The 656-nt window shown below is 68.0% G+C and carries 1 pseudogene; it reads right to left on the minus strand.

Annotated features, from left to right (window positions below):
- Window positions 1–656, minus strand: a pseudogene (locus tag ACOADB_RS23835) (hypothetical protein); the annotation flags it as partial.

Genomic DNA, 656 nt, shown 5'->3' on the forward strand with positions numbered 1-656 from the left:
GGTCGAACCACCCCTTGCCTCGGTCGCCCGCTTGACGGCCTCGTCCCACTGGCCGGCGTTGTCGAGCTCCACGATCTCGTCGTGCTGCGCGACGTAGTCGTTCCAGGCGCCAACGGTCTCGCGTGACGCCGACTTGTCGACGATCTCGCGGGACGCCACCCAGGCGGCCTCCGACAAGCTCTCACCGGGCACCCGCTTGATCAGTCGCAGGCTCTCGCTCGCCTTGGCGTCATTCGCAGCCGTTCGGGCGTTCGACTCCGACACCGCCGTGGCGAGCTCGCCGTCGAGCAGGGAGTCGTTGGAGTTGTCGCGGACCAGTGCGCCGAAGGCCGTCACCACGGTCACCACGAGGACGATCACCGCGGCCACCGCGATGCCCTTGTTAATCCGCCTGTGGAAGTGCTTCGCGAGCTCGCGGTTCAGCCAGACCAGCACCACCAGCGCGGCCAGACCGAGAATCATCAGCCAGAACGGGTGTTGACCGGCCATCGCGTCCTCGGTGCGCTCGGTGTTGGCCGTGACCATGTTGTCGATGAGCGGGATCGCGTCGGCCCTCAGCTCGACGCTCGCGCCGCTGAGATACTCCGCGCCGATCGGGTAGCCCAGCCGGTTGTTGTCGCGCGCCTGGGCGACAGCGGTGGCGTAGTCGGCCACCT

The sequence above is a fragment of the Nocardioides sp. CPCC 206348 genome, from assembly GCF_048654705.1.
In the GTDB taxonomy this organism is placed as follows: Bacteria; Actinomycetota; Actinomycetes; order Propionibacteriales; family Nocardioidaceae; genus Nocardioides.